The organism is Candidatus Brocadia sapporoensis, from assembly GCF_001753675.2.
Lineage (GTDB): Bacteria > Planctomycetota > Brocadiia > Brocadiales > Brocadiaceae > Brocadia > Brocadia sapporoensis.
In genome coordinates this window covers 20,911-41,130 of record NZ_MJUW02000101.1, presented here as the reverse complement: position 1 = coordinate 41,130, position 20,220 = coordinate 20,911, and the positions used below count along the sequence as shown (strand labels likewise).

General features: G+C 40.7%; 24 protein-coding genes. 13 read left to right on the top strand and 11 right to left on the bottom strand.

The window, feature by feature from the left end; translation table 11 throughout:
* Positions 1-20: 20 nt before the first annotated feature.
* Genes BIY37_RS09700 through cobI form a run of 4 tightly spaced genes read left to right on the top strand, consistent with a single transcriptional unit; the run spans position 21 to position 2,598 of the window.
* Positions 21-446, top strand: coding sequence for a cobalt-precorrin-5B (C(1))-methyltransferase (locus BIY37_RS09700; protein WP_070067644.1), 426 nt, complete (start codon positions 21-23; stop codon positions 444-446).
* The gene (locus tag BIY37_RS09695; RefSeq protein ID WP_070067643.1) at positions 439-1,278 is read left to right on the top strand and encodes a cobalt-precorrin-5B (C(1))-methyltransferase; all 840 of its coding nucleotides are present in this window, start codon (positions 439-441) and stop codon (positions 1,276-1,278) included. Before BIY37_RS09700 ends, BIY37_RS09695 begins: the two co-directional genes overlap by 8 nt.
* Positions 1,242-1,901 carry a precorrin-6y C5,15-methyltransferase (decarboxylating) subunit CbiE gene (gene cbiE / locus BIY37_RS09690; protein WP_070067642.1) on the top strand — a complete coding sequence of 220 codons (660 nt, stop codon included), beginning with the start codon at positions 1,242-1,244 and terminating at the stop codon, positions 1,899-1,901. Before BIY37_RS09695 ends, cbiE begins: the two co-directional genes overlap by 37 nt.
* Complete coding sequence (gene cobI, locus BIY37_RS09685) at positions 1,888-2,598, top strand: precorrin-2 C(20)-methyltransferase (protein ID WP_070067641.1); 711 nt, start codon at positions 1,888-1,890, stop codon at positions 2,596-2,598. The genes cbiE and cobI overlap by 14 nt, the downstream gene beginning before the upstream one ends.
* A 226-nt stretch (positions 2,599-2,824) precedes the next feature.
* Here the strand turns inward: cobI and BIY37_RS09680 are convergent, their stop codons facing one another.
* From BIY37_RS09680 to BIY37_RS09665, 4 genes are all read right to left on the bottom strand, one after another.
* Positions 2,825-3,850: a ThiF family adenylyltransferase gene (locus BIY37_RS09680; RefSeq protein WP_070067640.1), complete on the bottom strand. Its 1,026-nt coding sequence runs from the start codon at positions 3,848-3,850 to the stop codon at positions 2,825-2,827.
* A 1-nt stretch (position 3,851) separates the two neighbouring features.
* Positions 3,852-4,529 (bottom strand): hypothetical protein, encoded by a 678-nt coding sequence (locus BIY37_RS09675; protein WP_070067639.1) that lies wholly within the window; start codon positions 4,527-4,529, stop codon positions 3,852-3,854.
* Positions 4,530-4,664: 135 nt separating this feature from the next.
* Positions 4,665-4,883: a NifU family protein gene (locus tag BIY37_RS09670; RefSeq protein ID WP_070067638.1), complete on the bottom strand. Its 219-nt coding sequence runs from the start codon at positions 4,881-4,883 to the stop codon at positions 4,665-4,667.
* Positions 4,884-4,898: 15 nt separating this feature from the next.
* On the bottom strand, positions 4,899-5,129 hold the full coding sequence (locus BIY37_RS09665; RefSeq protein WP_070067637.1) for a DUF1858 domain-containing protein: 231 nt from the start codon (positions 5,127-5,129) through the stop codon (positions 4,899-4,901).
* Between the two features lie 403 nt (positions 5,130-5,532).
* On the opposite strand from BIY37_RS09665, the gene BIY37_RS09660 reads away from it, so the two are divergent.
* Both BIY37_RS09660 and hemA read left to right on the top strand, forming a co-directional pair.
* Positions 5,533-6,390, top strand: a complete 858-nt coding sequence (locus BIY37_RS09660; RefSeq protein WP_080324996.1) for a cytochrome C assembly family protein — start codon at positions 5,533-5,535, stop codon at positions 6,388-6,390.
* 45 nt (positions 6,391-6,435) lie between these two features.
* Entirely contained in the window at positions 6,436-7,716 is a 1,281-nt protein-coding gene (gene hemA / locus BIY37_RS09655; RefSeq protein WP_070067635.1) for a glutamyl-tRNA reductase, read from the top strand.
* A 40-nt stretch (positions 7,717-7,756) separates the two neighbouring features.
* Here hemA and BIY37_RS09650 read toward each other — a convergent pair whose 3' ends face one another.
* Positions 7,757-8,773 carry a sensor domain-containing diguanylate cyclase gene (locus BIY37_RS09650; protein WP_070067634.1) on the bottom strand — a complete coding sequence of 339 codons (1,017 nt, stop codon included), beginning with the start codon at positions 8,771-8,773 and terminating at the stop codon, positions 7,757-7,759.
* Positions 8,774-9,030: 257 nt separating this feature from the next.
* Between BIY37_RS09650 and BIY37_RS09645 the strand changes: the two genes are divergently transcribed.
* The gene (locus BIY37_RS09645; protein WP_070067633.1) at positions 9,031-9,342 is read left to right on the top strand and encodes a ferredoxin-thioredoxin reductase catalytic domain-containing protein; all 312 of its coding nucleotides are present in this window, start codon (positions 9,031-9,033) and stop codon (positions 9,340-9,342) included.
* A 2-nt stretch (positions 9,343-9,344) separates the two neighbouring features.
* A complete protein-coding gene (trxA, locus tag BIY37_RS09640; RefSeq protein ID WP_070067632.1) occupies positions 9,345-9,674 on the top strand; it encodes a thioredoxin in 330 nt (109 codons plus the stop codon).
* On the opposite strand, the gene trpC is transcribed toward trxA, so the two are convergent.
* The 5 genes from trpC to BIY37_RS09615 form a co-directional block, all read right to left on the bottom strand.
* Positions 9,675-10,457, bottom strand: coding sequence for an indole-3-glycerol phosphate synthase TrpC (gene trpC / locus BIY37_RS09635; protein WP_070067631.1), 783 nt, complete (start codon positions 10,455-10,457; stop codon positions 9,675-9,677).
* Positions 10,458-10,499: 42 nt separating this feature from the next.
* On the bottom strand, positions 10,500-10,892 hold the full coding sequence (locus BIY37_RS09630) for a hypothetical protein (RefSeq protein WP_070067630.1): 393 nt from the start codon (positions 10,890-10,892) through the stop codon (positions 10,500-10,502).
* A gap of 1 nt (position 10,893) precedes the next feature.
* A complete protein-coding gene (locus tag BIY37_RS09625) occupies positions 10,894-11,166 on the bottom strand; it encodes a TMEM165/GDT1 family protein (RefSeq protein WP_070067629.1) in 273 nt (90 codons plus the stop codon).
* A gap of 348 nt (positions 11,167-11,514) precedes the next feature.
* Positions 11,515-12,903: an ammonium transporter family protein gene (locus BIY37_RS09620; RefSeq protein WP_143299238.1), complete on the bottom strand. Its 1,389-nt coding sequence runs from the start codon at positions 12,901-12,903 to the stop codon at positions 11,515-11,517.
* 468 nt (positions 12,904-13,371) lie between these two features.
* Positions 13,372-15,009: a cupin domain-containing protein gene (locus BIY37_RS09615; protein ID WP_070067628.1), complete on the bottom strand. Its 1,638-nt coding sequence runs from the start codon at positions 15,007-15,009 to the stop codon at positions 13,372-13,374.
* A gap of 213 nt (positions 15,010-15,222) precedes the next feature.
* On the opposite strand from BIY37_RS09615, the gene BIY37_RS09610 reads away from it, so the two are divergent.
* From BIY37_RS09610 to BIY37_RS09590, 5 genes are all read left to right on the top strand, one after another.
* On the top strand, positions 15,223-15,552 hold the full coding sequence (locus tag BIY37_RS09610) for a hypothetical protein (protein ID WP_143299237.1): 330 nt from the start codon (positions 15,223-15,225) through the stop codon (positions 15,550-15,552).
* A 118-nt stretch (positions 15,553-15,670) separates the two neighbouring features.
* Positions 15,671-16,483 (top strand): molybdopterin-synthase adenylyltransferase MoeB, encoded by an 813-nt coding sequence (gene moeB / locus BIY37_RS09605; RefSeq protein ID WP_070067626.1) that lies wholly within the window; start codon positions 15,671-15,673, stop codon positions 16,481-16,483.
* 60 nt (positions 16,484-16,543) lie between these two features.
* Positions 16,544-17,002, top strand: a complete 459-nt coding sequence (locus tag BIY37_RS09600) for a rhodanese-like domain-containing protein (protein WP_080324995.1) — start codon at positions 16,544-16,546, stop codon at positions 17,000-17,002.
* 83 nt (positions 17,003-17,085) lie between these two features.
* A complete protein-coding gene (gene pyk, locus BIY37_RS09595) occupies positions 17,086-18,504 on the top strand; it encodes a pyruvate kinase (RefSeq protein WP_070067625.1) in 1,419 nt (472 codons plus the stop codon).
* Between the two features lie 49 nt (positions 18,505-18,553).
* On the top strand, positions 18,554-19,228 hold the full coding sequence (locus BIY37_RS09590; protein WP_070067624.1) for an NAD(P)H-hydrate epimerase: 675 nt from the start codon (positions 18,554-18,556) through the stop codon (positions 19,226-19,228).
* 45 nt (positions 19,229-19,273) lie between these two features.
* Here the strand turns inward: BIY37_RS09590 and BIY37_RS09585 are convergent, their stop codons facing one another.
* On the bottom strand, positions 19,274-20,170 hold the full coding sequence (locus BIY37_RS09585; protein ID WP_070067623.1) for a GGDEF domain-containing protein: 897 nt from the start codon (positions 20,168-20,170) through the stop codon (positions 19,274-19,276).
* Positions 20,171-20,220: the final 50 nt, after the last annotated feature.

Here is a 20,220-nt window from a genome sequence, read left to right as displayed (position 1 = left end):
CTTGATTTTTTAGATAGCATATGAAATTTGGCTATACAACGGGAAGTTGTGCAACTGCCGCTGCCAAGGCGGCGGCAATCGGATTGTTACAGGGTGTAATTCCTGACGAGATAGAAATTAATACGCCCGCAGGCATTACGCTCAGACTTAAAATAACCGACAAACAATTATCCGACAGCTCTGCGGGTTGCGCTGTTCAAAAGGATGCCGGCGACGATCCTGATGTAACCCATGGCTGTAAAGTACATGCCCGGATTGAACGAATTTTTGGTGAAGCCATTGAGATTGATGGCGGTGAAGGCGTAGGTCGAGTAACAAAACCAGGGCTACAAGTGCCCATCGGCCATGCAGCAATTAACCCCGTACCGAGACGCATGATTGAGCATGCGGTGAGAGCAGTTATCGGCAAAAAAAAACGGAGCAAAGGTTGTAATTTCTGTGCCTAATGGAAGGGTTTTAGGTGAAAAAACATTCAACCCAAAACTCGGCATCCTGGGAGGCATATCCATAATTGGTACCACAGGGATTGTCAGGCCAATGTCAGAAGATGCCTTTAAGACCTCGCTTTTGTGCGGACTCGATATCGCTAAGGGAATTGGATACGAAACCGTAGTACTCGTGCCGGGCAGTTTGGGTGAGCGCTCCATATTGAATTTAGCTGACATTCCCAAAGATCAGATTATTCAGACCAGCAATTTTGTGGGCTTTATGCTGAATACCGCCGGAGAAAGACGCTTTAAAAAGATCATACTTGCTGGACATCCGGGTAAATTAGCAAAATTGTTGCGTGGTGATTTTCACACCCATAGCGCAGTCTCCAGGCCTGCAAACGATATCCTGATAGATATTATCAAACAACATGCGCAAAGCAGGGATCAGATGTCAGGGATCAGATGCCAGAAGCCTGAAACCAAAAATCTGCCTGTTGAAATCCAATCACCGGATCCTATAAATAAACATGATGAAAACAGGAATACTTTCGATGGTCATACCAATGACAAAAGTCTCCCCCTATCAGACGCTATGTTTAATAGTTTAAAAGAGGTTACTACCATAGAGGGAATGCTAGAATTGTTGCAAGAACACGGGAATTTGTCTATAATGGATAAAATTGCAGAGATGATTGAGGCTAAGGTATGTGCATTTTATAAGGATGGACAGCAGTTCTCTCCCCCAGAGGTTGGTGTAATATTATTTAATATGAAGGGTGTGATCGCAGGTATTTCAGATAGCGCACAATCATGGTTGAATCAAACAAAAACAAAGTCATTATTGTAGGTTGTGGGCCAGGGCTAAAAGCGTATATATCTCCAAAGGCCCTCTATAACATAAAAAAGGCTGATATCCTGGTAGGAAGCAGGCGCTTATTAAAACTTTTTCCTGGTGTTGATGCAGAAAAGATTGTTCTGGAGAAGAATTACCGTATTATGACACAAAAGATTGCCGAATGGAGCTGCTTAAGACAGGTTGTAATTCTCGTGAGCGGTGATCCGTGTTTCTTCAGTTATACACAAATGGTAGTCAGGGAGATGGGGCGCGAACGTTGTACCATTATTCCGGGCATTAGCAGTATACAGCTTGCCTTTGCAGCCGCAGGGGAAAGCTGGGACGATGCCTGTTTCATAAGTTTACATGGAAGAAATGATAAATATGAGCATCTCATTAAAAAGGTTCGCGAACATCACAAGGTCGGCATCCTGACAGATCATAAAAATACACCTGCCGTTATTGCACATCAGTTACTAAAAAATGGAATACAAAAGAGACAGATGTTTATCTGTAAAAACCTTTCCCTTCCTGAAGAATCTATTCATGAGACAGATTTAGCTTCAGCGACACAGGTACCAACCAGCGGCACAACAGTAGTTATTATAAAGAATACGAACCATGAAACCCGGTAACTTCCATGGAATTGGTTTAGGTCCAGGTGATCCTGAGCTTCTCACCTTAAAAGCGATTCACGTCATTCAAGGAGCTGACCGCATCTTTGTCCCAAAGTCTGATACCAAAGAAGAGAGCATGGCATTGGAGATCGTTAAGGATTACGTGGAAGAAAAGAAAATAATTGAACAGATTTATCCGATGACAAAGGACAAATCCCTGCTCAATACTGCATGGCGTAAGGCTGCGGAAGAAGTTTGCACAGAAATCAGAAACGGATACGATGTCGCTTATCTAACCTTAGGTGATCCCATGACATTCAGCACCTATATATATTTATTGCGTTATCTGCTTACGATGCTGCCAGAGCACGCCATCCATACCGTTCCCGGTATCACCTCGTATAATGCGGCTGCATGTATGGCCAACTATCCTTTATTGACAGGTGATGAACGAATGGCCGTGATCCCCATGCCAAAGGATATAACGGAATTGCGTCCCATCCTGGAAACCTTTGATACCGTGGTTTTGATGAAGGTAGCCAAAAAGCTGGATGAGGTGATTCAACTGCTCGAAGAAATAAACCTCACAGAACATGCCTTATTCGCCTCTTATATCGGACAAAAGAATGCGTATCTCACGTATGATCTTGTATCACTGAAGGGAAGCGGACGAGGCTACATGTCCGTGCTGATTGTAAAACGGAAGATGCCTTAGCGAAAGGCTTCACAACAATTTAGTTTTTTGAAAAAATCAAAATTCCTGGTTCGATCTGCAAGACCGAACCGGCATGAGCACAAGACAATGAAAAATGCCTTTACAATCCCCTTTTTCCCCATGTCTGACCGACATGGCAGGTTTTTTTATGGGAGGGGATTTAGTTGCGGTTATGCTGTGTTGTAGAAATCCTTACGTGAAAAAAATTGTACCAGATGAAACTCTCTCACATACCAATATATTTTGCATAAAGCCCTTTTGCGGTCGCAATATCATTTGTGCCTGAAATAACCGAACGTCCATCAGGAAATACGGTCATTTCATACTTCTCTGTCTTCAATCGTAATAAAAAACTGTTATAGGACACTTCTCCTGCCTTTGCCAACCGTTCGGCAAGTTTCGGCAGATCTAAGCTTGACCCGTCCGGATGGAGAATCTGTACGGCATTTCTGCCACACAGGGTTGTGGTCATTGAGTATCTATCCTTCGACAGGAATTCATAGTAGTTTTGATTACAAGTTATGCAATCGGTCTCTCCCTTGATTTCCTCTGTGTGCATCCTTTTTATTTCGTTACGCCAAAGGTCGATTCTTAGGAGTCCCTTGCTCAGGGCATCATGATTATTCGTGAGAATTTTCAGTGCTTCTGCCGCCTGAATAGAGGCAATCATACTGGCGATGGGTGCAATAATTCCTTCTGTATCACATGTTCCGTAAGTACCAAATAACGGAATAGTTCCAAGTATGCAGCGGAAACACGGGGTCTTTGACGGAATAATATTCATCGTTAAACCTGTACTTCCTATACAAGCACCATAGATCCATGGTATCCCATTTTTCACACAATAATCGTTGATGAGGAACCGCGTCTCAAAATTGTCGGTCCCGTCGACGACAAGATGTACCTGGCGCAGGAGGGTATCGATATTCGATGGATTCAGGTCTGCAACAAGAGATTCGATTTGAATGAGGGAATTGATTTTTTGAAGTTTTTTTTGTGCAGCAACAGCCTTTGGGAAGTTTTGTTTTATATCTTCTTCGTCAAATAAGGATTGGCGCTGGAGATTGCTTTCTTCAAGATAATCTCGGTCGATAATCCTTAAATGCTTTATTCCACTACGAACGAGAAGATTTGCTGAAGTGCATCCTAATGCACCGCAGCCTACCAGCACGGCAGTCTTCTCCATAAGTATTTTTTGACCTTCTTTACCTATGCCGTAAAACAGTTCCTGCCGTGCATAGCGTTCAGACATGCTAACTTTTTATTTTGAAAACACTCAGACAGGAGGGGTCTCCCGTAGCAAGGGCTTTTTCACGCTTGTATTCGATACAGGGATTTATTCCCTCACCAAAACCTGCAATCCATTCATTAACGACGTCACACATTGTTAAGAAATCCGCCCCTGCATCTTTCCAATAGGGCTCGTGTACACAGCTTTCGTGATCCCACGATGTACTTTTTTCAGATTCCGCCACGACCTGTGCACCCCGGTCGCATGGCATTCCATCACAAAGATATTCTCCCATTACCTCGAAAGCCTTTGCCGTATTATTACAATCTGCTGGTGTTAATCCATTTTTTTTGATTGCTTCTTTTCCGCAATTCACACCATGGTTATGAGCTGCTTCAGCCGCTATCTTTGCGGCGTCTTTATATTTCGCACAGAATGCGGCAATCGTCGCCGCTTCTCGTGTTTCCACTCCGACAATGAGGCTTTGAATGCCTTGATGAATGGGTTTGTTGGCTAATAATTCTTCAAGAGATTTGTGTGCATCCGATTTTGGGTATTTTTTATATACCTGATCAAGAATCTTGTCTGCCTCTGAACCATAGTTTGATTTAAATGCGGAAACAATGGCAGATTCCCGCGCCCCTGAAGTTTGAATTTTACCGTACATCCAATGATGGATTGGCCCTAATACTAAACTCATCCAAAAACTCCTCAGTGTGAAATATAAATAAAATTATACCTGCTTACCTATCACCAAGACAACAGACACTCCATCACACAAAATAGAATATGTTCTTTTTTTCTGTGAAAGATTCATCCGCACTTAGAATAATCGTTATGCAAGTTCTACGGACTTTACTTCCGGAATCTCTTCTTTGAGACGTTCTTCAACGCCATATTTCAGCGTCATGAGCGCACTTGGGCACGAACCACATGCGCCCCTTAAACGTACCTTTACAACACCGTCTTCGAAATCTACCAATTCTATGTCACCGCCATCCGCCTGTAGTGCGGGTCTGATATTTTTCAACGCCTCTTCTATTTTCTCTTTCATAAAAGTCCTCCTGATTTAAGGGTTAGTTTTTTTCTTTTCAATAACGTCGTTCAACTCTTTAATAATCACTTCCGGATCGATATTATGCATGGTGGCTCCGAATGCAATGTCTTCCGTTTTTGAACCTGGACAGGTAAAACAACCGGCCCCAAAATATTTTTTTACGACAGCCTCTGTTTCAGGATACTGCTTAATTACCTCTCCTATGCTCGTTTTTTTTTTAATTTTTTTTATATCTTCTGTCATACGTTTAGATTCCTCACAAAAAAATCTTGGGGTTAAAAGTCGTCAGACTTAACTACCCTTTTCTTTCATGTCAAAAAATAACGCAATAAATTTTTAAAATTAATAGATAAAGATCAAAACTTATCTATAGAAAATGCAATAAATAAACATACATGCCAGTGTCATTGCGTTCACTATAGTATTGATATAAAATTGCAAATTTGGTACAGCCTTTTCTCTTTCCATGAGTAGAGGAGGTTCGGTTTCGGCTTAGCTGTACAAAGATTTCACCTATCCTTTTTAGGTTATCGAGCAATGGGGTTTTTGTCAATTAAAAAAATACGATCACCGTATCTAAAAAGCGAAAATTACCGCTAAAAATTTCATTGATTAATCAATAGTTATTTTTTACACTTACTTGCCTATGATTATTTTCTCTCATATCCCATTTATCATTGCGATACTCTTATATTTTACTTCCTCCGTGTGGTCAATTGGCCACATTATAAAACCTGTCTTTTTCAACAAGACCGTGGGTAAGTGGTCAATGATGATGGGCTTTCTCATTCACAGCGGGTTTTTAATATTTTTGGGTCTTGAATCCGGTAATATCCCTATAACGAATGTTTATGAATCTTTCGTATTATTAATTTGGTGCATTTTGTTTGTTTATATCAATCTGGACTATCTTTATAGATTACCATTGCTAGATACTTTTTTAGTTCCCATTGTTACAGCACTCTCCATCTGGGCGCTTACGTTTGACGGTGGAAACTTGTTGATTACCGTAAGTCTTCAGAATTTCTGGCTCATAGCTCACATCATTCCTATATTTATTGGCTACGCTGCTTTTACGATATCTTTTAGCCTGAGTATCATGTATTTAACTCAGCAGAGGCAACTAAAACTTAAATTGTTTGGGCCACTTTTTACAAAATTACCATCTCTGGCGGAGATAGACAGACTCATGTGGAAAACAATTTCCTTTGGTTTCCCTCTCCTCACCCTTGGTTTGGTTTTTGGAACATTTTGGGTTAAGACGCAAAACATTTTAGGTGAACAGTGGTATCTGGACTACAAGGTTGTCTTGGGCCTCGCCACATGGCTTATTTATGCGGCACTCCTGCACATGCGGCTAGTTTCATCATTTCATGGCACAAAGATCGCATGTTTGACGATAGCAGGTTTTTGTCTCGTGCTTTTCACTTTCATAGGAACCTTCTTTATGGGTTCCAAACATGCCTTTCAAAAGATGAGCACACAAATACACGAAGAGTTTTGAATGTACGGTAAACAAGAATATATCTCCATTATGTAAGGATTCGTCATGAGTATTCTGGTTGTTGGACTCAATCACAAATCGGCCCCGGTAGAGGTTAGAGAAAAATTAGCCTTTAACGCTAGCAATATTTCCACGGCGTTATCTTTATTTCTCCACAGATATCAATCGGCAGAGACCGTTATTTTATCAACCTGCAATCGCGTAGAAATGTATGTATCGTCTCTGGACGGCGCCGTAAAAACGGAAGACATCCTTTCATTCTTTGCTGATTTTCATAAGATTGCTTTAAACGAATTTTCTCCTTATATGTATCACTATGCTGATGACCGTGCCGTGAATCATCTTTTCTTTGTCACAGCCAGTCTCGATTCCATGGTACTGGGTGAATCGCAAATCCTTTCGCAGGTGAAGGAAGCTTACACGATGGCATCCATGGATGAGGCAACGGGAAAGGTTATGAACCAGTTATTTCAGCAGGCGCTCAATGTCGCAAAAATCATCCATACGAGAACAAACATTGGGAAAAGAAAGGTTTCTATAAGCTCTGTCGCGGTAGAATTTGCCGAAAAGATATTTCAGGAGTTTACCGGTAAGACCGTCCTCGTGGTGGGCGCCGGGGAGATGTGTGAGCTTTTGCTGAAACATCTCTATGAAGAAGGCGCACGCACAATTGTAGTTGCAAATCGTACTTTTGAACGGGCACAGGAGATTGCCAACGCTTTTCAGGGACAGGCTATTAAATATGAACTACTGGGTGAGTATCTTGCAAAGGCCGATATTATTATTAGTTCAACCTCTGCCCCTCATTATGTAATTCATACAGATCAGGTAAAAGATGCTATCCGGCATCGAAGAGGCAATCCCATGTTCCTGATCGATATTGCTGTTCCTCGTGATATCGAACCTGAAATTGCCAATATTGACAATGTTTATCTCTACAATATCGATGACCTGCAGTCCGTTGTAAGCCAGAATATTGACGAAAGAACCAGAGAGGTGGAAAAATGCCGCTCCATTGTTGAAGAAGAGGTTGAACACTTCATGGCAAGACTTGAAGAAATGAAGATAGAACCCGCAATAACTCTCCTCCGCAACCATTTTCATGCCATTGGGAAAGAAGAGCTTGCCCGTTTAAAAACAAAGCTTAAAAATATTGATACTGGTGACTGGGAGCAAGTAATCTACACGGTGGAACGTACCATAAACAAACTGCTCCACCACCCTGCAAAAGTTGCCAAACAGGAAGCAAAGAACGGTGGTGGGTATCGGTATGTTGAAATAATCAGAAAATTATTTGGTATATTTCATCACACGGATCATTCCTAACATTTCCTGACGAATAGGCACTCCCTTCCTCTGTAACTTTTTATCCGCAGATTCTATTGCCACCTAATTTTTTAGCTTTATACATCGCCTTGTCCGCATGAACCAGCAATGACTTTATACTTAGGTTACTCTGTTGGCTAATTCCGGCAATACCAATGCTGATTGTTTTTTTTATTGCTTCATTTTTTCGTGGAATACGGAGTTTCATATTTCTGAAACCCTTAAGTATGCGATTGGCCACAATAAGGGCTCTGCCGTTTGAGGTCTCCGGCAATATTATGGTAAATTCCTCACCGCCATAACGGCACGGCACATCAATCCCCTTTCGTATGTGTGTTTGAATTAAGTTAGCCAGGTATTGCAATACCTTATCACCCATAGCGTGCCCATAGATATCATTGAAGTGCTTGAATTTATCTATATCAATAAAGAGGAGGCTTAAATCGTGACGAAGTCGCCTTGTCCTCACTACCTCTTTTTCTAAAACATCATCAAAATACCTTCGGTTGTACATGCCGGTAAGTTTGTCAGTAATAGACAATTTTTCAAGTTCATTCTGAAGCTGCTTCCTCCCCGTAATATCTCTTAAAACTTCCATCTTATAAAGATCCTTGTCACCATATACAAAAGGTGCGACCAATGAATCATATACCTTCCCTTTTATGGTTCTTTCCAGTTGTACCGCTTGTCCTTTGAAAACATTTTCCATACCATTTTGCTGACATAGCATTTCCTGATTACATATTACACGGTAACAATTTTTCCCCAGTGATTCTCCATACTCGTCTGACGCAGCTTTGTTCATGTACATAATCTTGTTTTCTTTATCCATGATAAAAATCATATCTTTCATGTTTGAAAGGATGGTATTGAATAAATCCTTTTGTTTATTAAGCATCGTGAATAATTGCAGGAGTTTGTCATACGATCTGCTTAATCCTGGAGTTATCGGCTCAAAGGCTTGAAAAAGACTATCCCAAACAGGTGGTGGTTTCTTGGTGATTTGTGACATATTACTCTTCACATATTTCTTTTTGTTCTCTTCGACAGTCTTCATGATCGTCCATATAACAGGTATATACAGTTATATCGTTGTATAACATTTAATGGTTTAAATGGCATATCTCATATCCTCTGGCAACAAGAATTTATTTTACCCTGCTTTTCAAATTTCCATTCAAACACAATAATTTTTTAAAATGTATAACCAGGAAAATAAATTAAATTTGACATACACAAACAATTATTTTAAATTATTCAGTTAACAGTGTCTTATATGTAAAAACACCAAAAGCCGTTCTGCAATTGAATGCCATGAATGATAACCAGAGACAAGAGGAGACAAATATCTGGAAAATACTTAATGAGTATGCAACACATAGCCCTTGCAGGCTCAATCCGGATGAGAAAATTGTTGAAAGAGTAGTCAAGGGTTTGACAATGCGCAAGATTAAATTCGGTTACGCATATTGCCCCTGTCGTTTTGTTACGGGAGACACGGAAAAAGACAGGAAAATTATTTGCCCGTGTGTTTATCATATTGATGAAATTGCGCGTGACGGAGAATGTCACTGCAATCTTTTTGTCGGTGCCAACTATCAAACAAAAAATGAAAAAGGAGAATGATTATGTCCGGAGATGTTATCGTTATAACCGATGCAAATTTTGATGGAGAGGTATTGAAATCGAGTATTCCGGTATTAGTTGACTTTTGGGCTTCCTGGTGCGGTCCTTGCCGGCAACTTGCCCCAATAATAGACGAACTGGCAACAGAATATAAGGGTAAAGCAAAGGTGGGAAAACTTGATACGGAGGAAAATAATGATACGCCAGCAAAGTTTGGGATTACTGCGATACCCACAATTATTTTATTTAAAAATGGGCAGGCTGTGAATAAGATGATTGGCGTTAAATCAAAGAAGGACTTAAAAGCCGCACTGGATGGTCAATTAAAATGATTACGCCTTTCCCAGAAGTTCGTGGAGCGTGGCTGGTATATTGTTGCTTTTCATTAAGGTTTCACCAATCAAAATAGCGTTGATTCCTTTATTGAACAACCGGAGTATTTCCGTACGCGATTTTATACCGCTCTCGCTGACAATAATTTTTCCGTCAGGAATCATGGGCCTAAGCCGCAACGTGGTTTCCAAATCAATCGTAAACGTTGCGAGATCACGATTGTTTATACCAATGATGCAGGCGCTTGTTTGTAAAACTTTTCGTAACTCTGATTCCGTATGCACTTCGACCAAACAATCCATTTCTAATTCTTTTGTCAGATCTAAAAAACGCTGAATCTCATCTTCTGAAAGAAGTGCGGCAATGAGCAGTATGGCATCTGCTCCGGCAGACCTGGCCTCATAAATTTGATACGGGTCAATTATAAAGTCCTTTCTCAGCACGGGCAAATCTACGATTGCCCTGACATCGGTCATGTACGATAATTTCCCCTGAAAATATTTTTCATCGGTTAGGACTGAAATGGCCGAGGCCCCCCCTTCTTTATAGAGAAGGGCAATCTTCATAGGATCAAAATCTTTTCTGATGATTCCCACAGAAGGCGATGCCTTCTTGATTTCTGCAATGACACTGATGTTCGTATCAGATTTCAGCGCCATGCAAAAAGATTTCGTTCCCTGCCTTTTTTGAATATCCTTCTCTAATATTCTGAGAGGAATACGTTTTTTATTTTTTGCAACTTCAGATAATTTATGCTGATAAATAGTGTCCAAAATAGTCATAGTCACTTCTGTTTCAATATAAGTTTCATAAAACGGTTGTTCTTATCGGGAAAGACATTTGTGGCAATGAGTATTTGCATTGAAGGAAGAGCATGAATGAGACGAAAGGACATCCAACAGCATAAAGCGAATCGGAAGATAAGATACATCGTATGCTGGATAAAGAATTTGAAAAAAAAAGTTGCATGAAAGCGTCACAAACAGGACCATGGTCGCATATAAACAATATTTAGAGCGGTAGCGAATACCATATCCCAAAGCCATCATGCATAATCCTATCGTAAGATAGCTGAATCCATAGCCTCGTTGAGCAAGCCCTTTACTTATCGTAAGCGCAAGAAAGCTGAGGATGATTCCCAAGATACCAAGAAAAATGGTCAGATTGGCCACCTTTCCTACACGTTGTGCATGATTTATCGGTTGTTTTCCATTCATCTTAAATTTTACCAAGTAAAATAAGAATACCAACAATAATAAATGCAATAGCCGCTCCCACCTTGATGAAATTGATGGGTAAATATCTGGTTATAACCGCACCCACTGCTACTCCAATAACCGTAACGACAGCAAACGCAAGCATAGTACCCAGGAAAACCAGTGTAGGTTTATTTGTCTTGCTGGTCATAAGTATGGAGGCGAGTTGTGTCTTGTCACCAAGTTCTGCCAAAAAAATAGTAATGAAGGTGCTTATGACGATCTTCCAATCCATAATGCCGTAACTCCTGTAACAAATTATTGCAATTCAATTCTGAAAACAAAGATATATCAGAATATGACCATAGAGTCAACGCTCAATCAAGTAATTCTTTCATGGCATTCGTCTGCTTTTTTGTTCAACCGACACTTTTTCTATCAGTTTGAGGTTCTTTATTATATTGAAAATAAAAAACCTCCCGTATTTTAAATATACAGGAGGTTTTATTGTATTTACCTTATGACAACGTTTTTCCAGCGAGTCTTTCAGTGCACTCTTATATTCCCCTTTGCAAAAAGTGAGAGAGCGCTTTCAAGCTTCGACTTAACTAGGCTAAGGAGGTCAACCTTTTAAAGAATAATCTTAGTGATGCTCTTCTTCGACAATAAATTCCACGGCATCCTCATAAGACTGTTTTCTGTAACCGAACAGTGAAACAATTGTTCCCGTAGCAAGGCCGGTAATCCATGCAATAATAAGGGTGATGAATACTCCCTTGATTTGTAACCCCGGCACAACATTTTGCGCCACAGCGATAGCTACCAGGCCTCCAAAAATGCCAGGCATTCCATGGAGATTGTGGACACCACAGGTATCAATCCCCTTTAATGCCCTTTGAACACGTGGCTGAATGATAGTGAAACCGATAACACTCAAAATGCCGGCGACAAAGCCCACGATGAGTGAAGCCTTCGGTGTTGTGTGAGCACATGAAGAACCAATTGCTACAGCGCCAGCAAGGGTAGCATTAGCCATATCTTCAATAGCGATTTTTTTCCGAATCATCGTGCTTGCAATATAGGTCGACACGGTTGCGCCACAGAGCGCAAGAACTGTGTTTACTGCTGCCAGAGGCATTTTTGATATTTCTGCTGGCGCGGAGCAGAAGGACGGCCAGAAGACCCACAGAACCATACTCCCTAACATGGAGAATTGATTACTGATCTTATCGGATTCGATTTTTTTATTAAAATCCTCACTTGTTGTCATTCTCACAATAACACCCAATCCAAAGTAGGCACCAAATTGATGAATAACAATGGAACCGCCCGTATCAATCAATTGTCCTTTTGGGATGAGGCCCATACCATTATCTAACATAATCCATTCGTTCAGCATATAAGATGGAACGAATATCAGCGTCATGATGATATATTGAGCCATCTTTAATCTGCCTAAGAATGCCCCAGTGGCAATCAGTACACTTACCGCACAAAACTCAGCAAGAATGAACTGATCCATGGTTAATTCAGCAGGCTCTCCGAAGATATGCATCTCCTTGAAAAACATATAATAGGGAATGGCTATGCTTACCGCAATATACGTTGCAGTAACAGCACCGTAACCGTATCTTTTTACAAAAACCATTAAAAAACCAAAACCGATCATCAACATGGCCAAGACATGAATGGCTTTGCCATATTTGAGTAATTCAAGAAAATCATTCATAACTATTCCCTGAGATTCACCTTGAGCAGACGGTAGCGCAGTCTTGATTGTCGTCTGAGTTTCTACGTTATTGCTGGCAAGGAGAATTCTATGATTTTCTGCATTTACCTCAGAACTCCGCTCTATGGATGACCATGCATATGAATCATCCAAGTCGTCATGAATCGCAAACTCCGCGTGATCCAATAATTGATTCTTTAAGACTTCTGCACCATAGCTGTGTCGCATTACCCCGCACAAAGAAATGCTTAAAAGACTAATACATACTACGACGGACAAATTCAAAAACTTTTTTACTGTCATCTGGTCACCCTCCTTCTCCTTATAATTAATACTGCATGAAATTAATACATGGTATTTCACAATGCGCAGAATAAAAAAATAACAGATTGCTTTGTAATTTCGACAGGTGCATGGTTTCAGCCATTTAGCAAGATTTTTTTCACTTCTTTCTTAGCTATCCGAAGAGCAATTTTATCTACATAACCATCATGAATCCAAAAGATACTGTAGTTTTATACGCCTCAAACCACTGCTTTGTATTGATATTTCTGGGAAATCTATAGCTTGTTCGGCTAAAAATATCAAGCGAAAAAGGCTCTGTTTGTGCTCGTACCTGAAAATAATAAATACTTCTATAGAAAACAGGAGCGAAATACATGCCAGAATCAATTTTGATGAGAACAACACGAAGGTGATTCGGAATCGACAGGAGAATGTCTGAAGAGATTGAGAATTATTGCTTGATAAAATGCTTGGGAGGACGCGTACCTATTTACCCATTAATTGCGACTTTTTAAACTCATAGTCTTCCTCTGAAATAACTCCTTCTTTCTTCAGTTCCTTTAATTCCGCAAGTTTGTCGTTTTCGGTTTCTTTTTCAGAGGAAATATCTGATGACTGGATCTTCTTTTCATCACCGATAAGTTCTTTGAGTTTGAAATTATAATCGTCTTCTGTAATAAGCCCCTGGTCATACAGTTCTTTAAGATCTTTTACTTTTTCGCTTTCTGTTACCGTATCAGATAATGACAAATCAGATCCCTTCTCATGCGAAGGAATCGTTAATGAACTATCCCCCGTTTGCAAAGAAGTAATTTCTTTCAGTTTATGCTGATAATCTTCTTTTGTTATAAGTTCCTGATCATATAGCTCTTTTAGTTCTGCTACCCGTTCATCTACGGAGATACTTTTAGACGTCACTGGCGCTGATTTCGTTTTCATGGCATCGGCCAGCTCTTTTACCTTGTTTCCAAAATCCTCTCCAGCAACTAAACTCTCTTGCTTCGCTTCTTCCAAAAACTTGAGATTGTCTTCTGATGGTAGTTCTTGAGCGGAATATTTATGTACATCTGCTTCCTTTTCATCAAACAAACCGGACATTCTGTTTGCCGCCTTATCAGAGAACTCTTTACCCGTAATCCTGGGCTTCTCAGACTCTTGTAAAACATCTGCGTCTTCGAATGAAATTTTCTTTTTTGTATAGCCTTTTGTTTCTGGAAGCGCACCAATCTCACCACCTCGTATAAGGGCATCTTTTTTTTCCTCATATTCATCAGCGGAGATTGTTCCTTCTTCTTTAAGTTGCAATAATTTGGTTAGTTTTTCATGCAAGTCGTTAATATTTACCGAAGACGTCTCAGAAATTATTGTCCCCTTTTGTTTCTTTTTCCTTTCTGAAGATGAGATTTTTTTAGGAAGTTCGGGAGGTTTTTCCATCGGGGAATTCATTTCTTCAGAAAGAGATTCTTCTTGTAAGTTCTCTGCAACTTTCTGCGATTTGGCTACCGCACTTTGGGTTTCTTCTTCAGCAACTGTTTCTCCTGATGATGCCTGATTTTGTTCAGAGGGCTTTTCCGATTTTTTTATCGCGAGCCTTTTTTCCTCTTTCCCGCCACGAGCCACCACCCTCTTTTCCTTGATAAATTTTTCATCTCTTCCGTCAAACGGCGGAGAAAAGATGGAAACCGCCATAAATGGTTCACCACCCGTATTAATAAATTTATGTACCGTTCTGCTAGGAATTTGCAAGATGGAACCAGATTTTATCAGATATCTCGTTCCATCAAGTGTGGCAATTCCGCTTCCTTTTTTCACATAGATAACCTCATCATGCCGCTTGTGGTAATGAGGTTGGAATTCTCCATTTTCACGAACCTGAATGAGATGCATGCTTGAATTTTTGTTTTCGCCCACATTTGTGATCTTTACATCTTCATCTTTACCAAGAGGGTTCTTACTCGCAACTTCTTCAATGTTTTGTACGTTAGCCGAAAAGACTTCAGGGAATTTTGTAGGATGCTGGAGTGATTCAACAAAATTACCAGGATAATACTTTACGGTGGTACACCCAAGAAACGCGGCAGGCAAGAGGGAAATTAACAGACGGGGAAAGGAGGTTCTCTTCATCACTATTTAAAACAATTTACAAAAAACCATGCTTATCCAGAGATAACGTGTATTTTATAATCCTCTCTATATACTCATCAGCCAATTAAAGCAAAAGATATATATTATTGCAAGTGCGTATTTTAAATTACCCAAGTTTTTTCCTGACAATCAACGTTTCCAAAACAAATAACTTGATTGACAATTTCACAGTTTATTTTTATCATAAGTTTTATGAAGATAAACAAGGATCGAAGACTATTTTTTAAAAAAGCACTGTCCACAGGAAGTGGCGTTTGCACTTCGACTTTCGTTGGAAAGCATCGCATAAATTATTCCCTTCCGATCAGCCGGGGAGGAGATAATCTCACATTTGACCCTTCCACGGTAATCATTGCACATAATGACAATTTGTTTGAAGCAATGGGCGTGGTAAAAGAGATACCGGTTGCATATTTACTTCATAAAGATCTCATGCAATTGACTAACACCACCTCAAAGGAAAAGGCATGGCAGTCTCTTTTTAAGCTACATGATATTGTCGGTATAAAATTGAACTGTTAATCGGAGACCTAAATATATCTCCACTGCCGCTACCGGGTTTGGCCATAGAAGAACCATCAAAAATAAATTTGATACAGATATAAAAGTATAATACATACAAACTTACTAAGGAAATACGATGTCATCACCATTTACAGAAGAACAGATAAAACGGTACTCACGGCATATTATCCTTCCAGAGATAGGTGGAAAGGGACAGCAAAAGCTTCTCAACGCAAAGGTGTTCTTGGTGGGTGCCGGAGGCCTGGGATCTCCTGCGGCATTTTACCTTGCCGCAGCAGGCATAGGAAAGATTGGTATTGCCGACAGTGATTGTGTTGACCATTCTAATCTGCAACGGCAAATCTTGCACTCTACCAAAGATGTCGGTCGTTCCAAGGCGATCTCTGCCAAGGAGACCCTGGAGGCATTAAATCCGGACGTGGAGGTAATTCCTTATACGGAACGCTTAAATTCAGAGAATATTTTGCAAATTATCAAGGACTATGACGTAATCCTTGATGGGGCAGATAATTTTCCTACGAGATATCTTGTGAACGATGCCTGTGTCTTCCTCAAGAAACCACTGTCACACGGTTCTATCTTCAGGTTTGAAGGGCAAGTCACAACCATTATACCATTTGAAGGTCCCTGTTACCGATGTCTTTATGAAACCCCTCCCCCGCCTGGCCTGGTACCTTCGTGCCAGGAAGCAGGAGTCCTGGGTGTATTACCCGGCGTGGTTGGCTCTCTTCAGGCAACGGAGGCAGTGAAACTTATTTTGGGCAAGGGAGAGATTTTAAAAGGAAAGTTGCTTATGTACGATTCCTTAGCAATGGACTTTAAAAAGGTCAAAATACACAAAAATCCTACCTGCCCGGTATGCAGCGAAAAGGCTACGATCAGAGAACTTATTGATTATGAGGAATTTTGTCAGGTTCGCAATTCATAGATTACAACGGAATTTTCGTAATAACTCAATTTTTAAGTAAAAAATGAAAGGGATGGTGGGATGAGTATACCGCAAAATTCATCAGATATTCTCATTTTGACATGGTTTGCTGGTATAATTTTCTTTTTACATACTGCAACAGGTACCTACAACTCCGGAAAACTCTATGCAGCGGAAGGATGTGCGCAAACACGAGCTGCAGTAAAGAACATATCTGCAAAACGGGCCAGGGAGATTATGGGTATATCAAATGACGTATTCATCCTTGATGTGAGAACAAAAGAGGAATACAATGAATGTCATATTAAGGGAGCGAATCTGATTCCAATCCAGGATCTCGAACAAAACGTCAATAAGATACCCAAAGATAAAACCGTGATTGTTCATTGTGCAAAGGGAAAGCGAAGTGCTAAGGCATGCGGGATGCTGGAAGACAAGGGGCTAAAAGAATTGTATAACATGGAGGGGGGCATTAATCAGTGGAAAGCCGAAGGATTTCCTGTTGAAAAACCCTACTAATTTTATAAACGGTTTGTGGACATTATCGCTGGATAGAAATGGAAGACCTGATGTGCTGTTCTCTCTTTCTCAAAATTTAATTCATGAATAATCTTTCCAAGACGAAGATCGTTTGTACCATTGGTCCTGCCTGCAATTCCCCCAATGTGATAGAAGAGATGATAACAGCAGGGATGAATGTAGCCCGCTTGAACTTTTCTCACGGCACCCTATTGGACCATGAACAAAATATCAAAAACATACGTCTTATTTCGACACGGTTAAAAAAACCTGTTGCCATTATTCAGGATTTATCCGGTCCGAAAATTAGAATAAAAACCTTCTATAAAGAATCCGTCATCTTAAAAGCTGGTGACCAATTTACCTTAACGAGCAAGGTCATAAAAGGAAATGAAAAGATCGCGTCCGTTACTTATCCACTTTTACCCGATTATGTATTTGCAGGTGATCCCATATTACTTTGTGATGGGGAGATTGAATTAAATGTGCTTCATAAAGACAACACGGATATTGTCTGCCAGGTCATTGTCGGTGGTGAGCTGTCTGCCCACAAGGGCATCAACATACCTACAAGAAGTCTGCCAATACCTTCTCTTACAGAAAAGGACAAGGGAGACCTCGACTTTGGAATTGAGCATGACGTAGATTACGTAGCGCTGTCTTTTGTGAAAAATGCAGATGACGTCTTGCAGCTTAAGGAACTTTTGCAGCAAAAAAATAAAGACATACCGGTTATCGCCAAGATTGAAAAGCATGAAGCACTCAGTCGGCTTGAAGATATCATAAAAACTGCAGATGCCATTATGGTTGCCAGAGGTGATTTAGGAGTAGAAATACCTTTGGAGCAAATTCCCCTCGTTCAAAAGCGGATCATACACCTCGCCAACAGATATTGTAAGCCTGTTATTACTGCCACTCAAATGCTGGAATCTATGGTCAACAACTACAGACCTACCCGTGCAGAAACTACCGATGTAGCCAATGCCATTTTTGACGGTAGTGACGCCGTCATGTTGTCAGAAGAGACTGCCAAAGGCCGTTACCCCGTACAGGCCATTCGTATGCTATCGAAAATTGCCAGAGAAGTCGAACCAAATTTGATCCGAGAAAAAGACTTTGAATCCGTACATTCCCCAGAAGATCCAACAGCGGTACCTAATGCTATAAGCATTGCGACTTGCCAGGTAGCTGACAACCTTAATATAAATGCCATTATAACATCCACACGAACAGGAAGTACGGCACGTTTTATTTCCAGGCATCGTTCCAAACAGCTTATTCTTGCCGTTACCCCCTCGTTACATACTTACAGAAGACTTGCCTTGGTATGGGGAGTTATCCCCATTCTTACGGAACTCACACAAAATACCGACGACATGATGAAGAAGAGCATTGAAGCCGCGAAGGAGGCCGGTTACATTCATGAAGGAGAAAAGGTCGTTATTACCGGTGGGATCCCTGTCTGGGAGCCGGGCTCCACAAACCTCCTGAGGGTCTACTAAATCAAATCCAAAAATCCTTTTCAACTCAAATCCGAAGCACCCCTTTATTATGAAAAAAGCTTTAACCCGTGAAGAGATGCGGGAATTGGATAAGAAGGCTATTGAAGAATATAAAATTCCAGGCGTCATTCTTATGGAAAACGCTGGAAGGAATGTAGCCGAAGAGGTCTTAAAAATGATAAATACCCATCGGCAAACGAGAGTAGCAATCCTGTGTGGGAAAGGGAATAACGGTGGAGATGGGTTTGTTGTAGCACGGCATCTTTACAATAACAATATTCCTGTAACTGTTTTTCTCGTTGCAAAGATTTCCGATATTTTAAAGTACGGAGATACAGGCACAAACCTGCAAATACTCCTTCATATGAGAATCCCTGTCAGAGAAGCCCTTGATACCACCGCGGTAAACGGCGTCTTGAAGGAATTGAATAATTGCGATATCATCATCGATGCACTGTTTGGAACGGGACTTTCCGGCGAGGTGCGAGAACCGTTTAAAACTCTTATTCATGGTGTTAACAAGCTCAACAAACTCATTATATCGGTGGATATACCCTCGGGACTTGACTGCAACGATGGCAAGATATTAGGTAGTGCAATAAAAGCATATAAAACAGTAACCTTTGCGGTAAATAAGAGAGGATTTTATCTGGAAAGTGGGCCAACACACACAGGAGAAATTATTGTAACGGATATCAGCATCCCGAGAGAAATATTACCGTAAGACGTAATTATTTATCATGCCTTATGATTTACATTGCGCCGATCTTTATACCGACACACAATTCTTGCCGGAGGACTTCGCCTGATGCATCAAGTGGTTTATTCTTTTTAATAAAGAATCGACTGTATCTTTTGATTGTGCAACCGTGGCCGACACGGATACCGTCACGCGAATAGCATCAGACCCCACAAAAAAGCCTGACTGTTCATTAAGAACACGAATTTTATTTGCAATGGTGTACAGATGATTCTCGGCAACATTCATGGCGATTACCATAAATTCTTCCCCCCCCCACCGACCTACCATATCCGACGCCCTTACGCTATGTAAAATCGTCTTTGACACCATTTTTATTACTGCATCCCCAATTTCAGAACCATACAAATCATTCACCCTTTTTAATCCATCGATATCAACTAAAAAAACCCCGTATGACCAGCCGTACCTATGCATAATATCAAACATGGTTCGCAAGTTCATTTCCAACCCGCGTCTTTTCACTAATCCGGTGAGAGAGTCAAGCAAGGCGCATTTCTCGAGTTCTTCAATCTTGCGGACATACTCGAGCTTTGAAGAATTGTCATGAAGTTCCTCAATAGCACCGATAATCTGCCCATCTATATTTTTCAGAGGTAATATGCGAACCAAGACCGGCACACGATAACCCTTTTTATGATGAGCATATACTTCCATACTCCGCGGGCTACCGTCATTCATTGTTCCCGTTGCCATACATTCGTTTTCACAAACACCCCTCCCCTGCTCATCTACATACATCAAAATATCATCTCTGCAACACTTTCCCATGGTATCAGAATTCTTGTGTCCGGTAAGAGTTTCCGTAGTTTTATTCCAGTAAGTGATTACCCTGTCCCTGTCAATAGCACAAATTCCCCCAGACAAGCTATCCAATAAGCTTTTATGTATATCTGCGTCTGCCATCACTGCCATTTCCCTGATTTAAAAACCCCGACACCGATTAAAAAACGTTA

Excerpts from the sequence above, each read along its gene's own strand:
- cobI (WP_070067641.1), top strand. The coding sequence starts at position 1,888 with ATGAAACCCGGTAACTTCCATGGAATTGGTTTAGGTCCAGGTGATCCT.
- cbiE (WP_070067642.1), top strand. The coding sequence starts at position 1,242 with ATGGTTGAATCAAACAAAAACAAAGTCATTATTGTAGGTTGTGGGCCA.
- BIY37_RS09620 (WP_143299238.1), bottom strand. The coding sequence starts at position 12,903 with ATGACAGTAAAAAAGTTTTTGAATTTGTCCGTCGTAGTATGTATTAGT.
- hemA (WP_070067635.1), top strand. The coding sequence starts at position 6,436 with ATGAGTATTCTGGTTGTTGGACTCAATCACAAATCGGCCCCGGTAGAG.
- BIY37_RS09665 (WP_070067637.1), bottom strand. The coding sequence starts at position 5,129 with ATGACAGAAGATATAAAAAAAATTAAAAAAAAAACGAGCATAGGAGAG.
- BIY37_RS09660 (WP_080324996.1), top strand. The coding sequence starts at position 5,533 with ATGATTATTTTCTCTCATATCCCATTTATCATTGCGATACTCTTATAT.
- BIY37_RS09700 (WP_070067644.1), top strand. The coding sequence starts at position 21 with ATGAAATTTGGCTATACAACGGGAAGTTGTGCAACTGCCGCTGCCAAG.
- BIY37_RS09615 (WP_070067628.1), bottom strand. The coding sequence starts at position 15,009 with ATGAAGAGAACCTCCTTTCCCCGTCTGTTAATTTCCCTCTTGCCTGCC.
- BIY37_RS09590 (WP_070067624.1), top strand. The coding sequence starts at position 18,554 with ATGAAAAAAGCTTTAACCCGTGAAGAGATGCGGGAATTGGATAAGAAG.
- BIY37_RS09600 (WP_080324995.1), top strand. The coding sequence starts at position 16,544 with ATGAGTATACCGCAAAATTCATCAGATATTCTCATTTTGACATGGTTT.
- BIY37_RS09680 (WP_070067640.1), bottom strand. The coding sequence starts at position 3,850 with ATGTCTGAACGCTATGCACGGCAGGAACTGTTTTACGGCATAGGTAAA.
- trxA (WP_070067632.1), top strand. The coding sequence starts at position 9,345 with ATGTCCGGAGATGTTATCGTTATAACCGATGCAAATTTTGATGGAGAG.
- moeB (WP_070067626.1), top strand. The coding sequence starts at position 15,671 with ATGTCATCACCATTTACAGAAGAACAGATAAAACGGTACTCACGGCAT.
- BIY37_RS09610 (WP_143299237.1), top strand. The coding sequence starts at position 15,223 with ATGAAGATAAACAAGGATCGAAGACTATTTTTTAAAAAAGCACTGTCC.
- pyk (WP_070067625.1), top strand. The coding sequence starts at position 17,086 with ATGAATAATCTTTCCAAGACGAAGATCGTTTGTACCATTGGTCCTGCC.
- BIY37_RS09625 (WP_070067629.1), bottom strand. The coding sequence starts at position 11,166 with ATGGATTGGAAGATCGTCATAAGCACCTTCATTACTATTTTTTTGGCA.
- BIY37_RS09670 (WP_070067638.1), bottom strand. The coding sequence starts at position 4,883 with ATGAAAGAGAAAATAGAAGAGGCGTTGAAAAATATCAGACCCGCACTA.
- trpC (WP_070067631.1), bottom strand. The coding sequence starts at position 10,457 with ATGACTATTTTGGACACTATTTATCAGCATAAATTATCTGAAGTTGCA.
- BIY37_RS09630 (WP_070067630.1), bottom strand. The coding sequence starts at position 10,892 with ATGAATGGAAAACAACCGATAAATCATGCACAACGTGTAGGAAAGGTG.
- BIY37_RS09650 (WP_070067634.1), bottom strand. The coding sequence starts at position 8,773 with ATGAAGACTGTCGAAGAGAACAAAAAGAAATATGTGAAGAGTAATATG.
- BIY37_RS09675 (WP_070067639.1), bottom strand. The coding sequence starts at position 4,529 with ATGAGTTTAGTATTAGGGCCAATCCATCATTGGATGTACGGTAAAATT.
- BIY37_RS09585 (WP_070067623.1), bottom strand. The coding sequence starts at position 20,170 with ATGGCAGACGCAGATATACATAAAAGCTTATTGGATAGCTTGTCTGGG.
- BIY37_RS09645 (WP_070067633.1), top strand. The coding sequence starts at position 9,031 with ATGAATGATAACCAGAGACAAGAGGAGACAAATATCTGGAAAATACTT.